Source organism: Mesorhizobium sp. M4A.F.Ca.ET.090.04.2.1 (assembly GCF_003999085.1).
Classification (GTDB): domain Bacteria; phylum Pseudomonadota; class Alphaproteobacteria; order Rhizobiales; family Rhizobiaceae; genus Mesorhizobium.
Genome location: NZ_RZOT01000743.1, coordinates 1 through 2,112 on the forward strand (window position 1 = coordinate 1; position 2,112 = coordinate 2,112).

Below are 2,112 nucleotides of genomic sequence, written 5' to 3' on the forward strand. Positions count from 1 at the left end.
ATCTGGAGGCCGGAGAAGGTCTTCACTGCGCCTGCAAGATTCGCAGCGACGCCGCTTGCGTCCTTGATGCTCGCACCGTTCGTCAGGTTGACCCCAGTGATGGCGAGCGCCGAGGTATTGGTGTCCGTCGATGCGACCGTTGTGCGGAAGTTGAGCGCGCTCGTTCCGGAGCCGCCGACATAGGTCGCGGTCGCGCCATTGTTGAGTGACAGGGTCGGCGTGCCCGACACCTTCACGGCCTCGTTGAAGCCGAGTGTCAGCGTGACCGTGTCGCCGACGTGCTCGGTGCCGGTTCCCGGCGAGGCTGTGGCCTGCGTCACCGCCGGCAGGACCGGATCGATCTGGAGCCCGGAGAACGTCTTCACCGCGCCTGAGAGGTTCGCCGCAACACCGGATGCATCCTTGATGCTCGCGCCGCTCGGAAGGTTGACCCCGGTGATGGCGAGTGCCGAGGTATCCTTGTCGGTCGAAGCGACCGTGGTGCGGAAGGTGAGCGCGCTGGTGCCCGAGCCACTGACATAGCTGGCCGTTCCGCCATCATTGAGCGACAGTGTCGGTGTGCCCGTGACGGTCACGACCTTGTTGAAGGCGACCGTCATTGTGATGGCATCGCCGGCATGCTCGACTCCCGTTGCCGGTGACGCGGCGACCTGCGTCACCGCCGGCTGGATCGTTGGCGTCGTCGGGGACTGGGTCGACGATGTTGTCGAGGGAGTGACGTTGGCACCCGTGACGGTGTCGCCGCTGCCCGCCTTCTGATAGAGCTGAACCTCATCGACCAGCATCTGCATCGAGGATGGCGTCGAGCCATCCAGAGCCGTATGCCATCCGCTCGCGTTCGAATTCGCGACCCCCAAGTTCATCATCAATTGCATCGGTTCATCCGGGATCGCGACCTGTGCGCTGGTCACCTGCGCCATCTGCTTCCCATCCAGATACCAGGTGATCGATTCACCGGGCACCCAGTTGATGCCGTACGTATGGAAGCCGGCCGTGAGGTTGATGCCGCTGTCGATGGTGTCGCCGACCCACCCCGACGGCCCGTGCAAGTGCCAGGAGAAATTCTGGTCTGCCGGCCCCGAGCCGGTAAATCCACCCTCCTGAATATCGAGCTCGAAATTGTCGCCGCTGCTGCCCGCGCCGTCGCCGGGCATCAGCCAGAGGCCTGGCCATGCGCCGTCGCCGCTCGGCGCCTTCATGCTGATCTGAAGATAGCCGCCATTGAATTCGAAGTTGCCATAGCTGCTGACGGCGCCGGACGTGATCGGGAATGTTTGTGTCACCCCTCCCTGATTGACGCCGCTGATGGGCTGCTTGATCGCCGTGAGATTCAAGGTCCCGTCGCTCACGGACACCTGGCTCGGCATATCGTAGTCGGCATTGTATGGGCCGCCCGGCGTACTTCCGCCCGACCCATTGGTATTCCATGGCCAGCCGTCGGCAGCATTGCTGGTGATATAGGTATGCCAATCGCTGTCGAGAGTCGTACCGGAGAAGCTTTCCTCGTAGACGAGGTCGCTAGAGGTAAAGCCTGCGGGTGCGGAAAGAGTCATTCAGTGATCCTCTTTAGGCGTTGAAAACAGGGAACTTCCACTGCCGCGCATCGCCAAGGCGCGCGACATGTCGCATGCTCGCAGCTTGGGCACTGCGAACGGATTTCAAAGTGGCGGAGATTATTATTGTCGAGCGAGCCTAACGATGAGCTCGCCATCGGAGGCGGGTGTTGTCGACGGGAATGCTCGTCAGGCCTTCGCCCTTGAGCCCATAGACGGTGTCGCTGCCAACGCGCTCAAGGTGTTCGACGGTTCGAGCCGCGGCCGAATTGAGGTTGAGCGCACCTCTCCCAGCGGGCACGCCGCCGAGGTTGCTGTGTAGTATAGTCACAGTAGTTCCTTAGTTCATTGCGTCTTTTTGTTTTTCATTCCACCCGCGCCCCTAAGTAAACACAGGCATTTCCGCTTTTTTACTTATTCACCCACGCCGCCTTGTACCTGCATGTATTGATCATTCAAAGGCGATGTACGTGACCCAGGCGGACCTTAGCACGGTTTGCGGCGAGAATGAGGCTTGGTTAACGATTATTCACACATTACTAATATAACTTATTAACAC

General features: G+C 60.4%; 1 protein-coding gene. It reads right to left on the reverse strand.

The features are described 5' to 3' along the window. A partial coding sequence (locus tag EN781_RS31245; RefSeq protein ID WP_145965738.1) for a glycoside hydrolase family 16 protein occupies nt 1-1,553 on the reverse strand: 1,553 nt, incomplete at its 3' end. Nucleotides 1,554-2,112: the final 559 nt, after the last annotated feature.